The organism is Agaribacter marinus, from assembly GCF_030160655.1.
Lineage (GTDB): Bacteria > Pseudomonadota > Gammaproteobacteria > Enterobacterales > Alteromonadaceae > Glaciecola > Glaciecola marina.
On record NZ_BSOT01000023.1, the window covers coordinates 1 to 1,131 of the forward strand.

Genomic DNA, 1,131 nt, shown 5'->3' on the forward strand with positions numbered 1-1,131 from the left:
ATCTTGACTGAATATGGGGGGACCATCCTCCAAGGCTAAATACTCCTGATTGACCGATAGTGAACCAGTACCGTGAGGGAAAGGCGAAAAGAACCCCAGTGAGGGGAGTGAAATAGAACCTGAAACCGTGTGCGTACAAGCAGTGGGAGCAACTTATAGTTGTGACTGCGTACCTTTTGTATAATGGGTCAGCGACTTATATTTAGTAGCAAGGTTAAGCGAATAGTGGAGCCGTAGCGAAAGCGAGTGTTAACTGCGCGATAGTTGCTAGGTATAGACCCGAAACCCGGTGATCTAGCCATGGGCAGGTTGAAGGTTGAGTAACATCAACTGGAGGACCGAACCCACTAACGTTGAAAAGTTAGGGGATGACCTGTGGCTGGGGGTGAAAGGCCAATCAAACCGGGAGATAGCTGGTTCTCCCCGAAATCTATTTAGGTAGAGCCTCGGACGAACACCATTGGGGGTAGAGCACTGTTAAGGCTAGGGGGTCATCCCGACTTACCAACCCTTTGCAAACTCCGAATACCGATGAGTGCTATCCGGGAGACACACGGCGGGTGCTAACGTCCGTCGTGGAGAGGGAAACAACCCAGACCGCCAGCTAAGGTCCCAAAATATTGCTAAGTGGGAAACGATGTGGGAAGGCTAAGACAGCTAGGAGGTTGGCTTAGAAGCAGCCACCCTTTAAAGAAAGCGTAATAGCTCACTAGTCGAGTCGGCCTGCGCGGAAGATGTAACGGGGCTAAGCAATATACCGAAGCTGCGGCAAAGTCTTAGGACTTTGGGTAGGGGAGCGTTGTGTAAGTGGATGAAGGTGAATCGAGAGGTTTGCTGGACATATCACAAGTGCGAATGCTGACATGAGTAACGATAATGGGGGTGAAAAACCCCCACGCCGGAAGACCAAGGTTTCCTGTCCCATGCTAATCAGGGCAGGGTAAGTCGGCCCCTAAGGCGAGGCAGAGATGCGTAGTCGATGGGAAACGGGTTAATATTCCCGTACTTGTATATTCAGTGATGGAGGGACGGAGAAGGCTAAGCAAGCTTGGCGTTGGTTGTCCAAGTGAAAGTGTGTAGGTTGGGTGTTTAGGCAAATCCGGACACCTAAGACTGAGACACGAGACGAGC

The 1,131-nt window shown here is 50.9% G+C and carries 1 rRNA gene; it reads left to right on the forward strand.

Annotated elements, in window-relative coordinates:
• Positions 1–1,131, forward strand: a 23S ribosomal RNA gene (locus QQK00_RS20415); the annotation flags it as partial.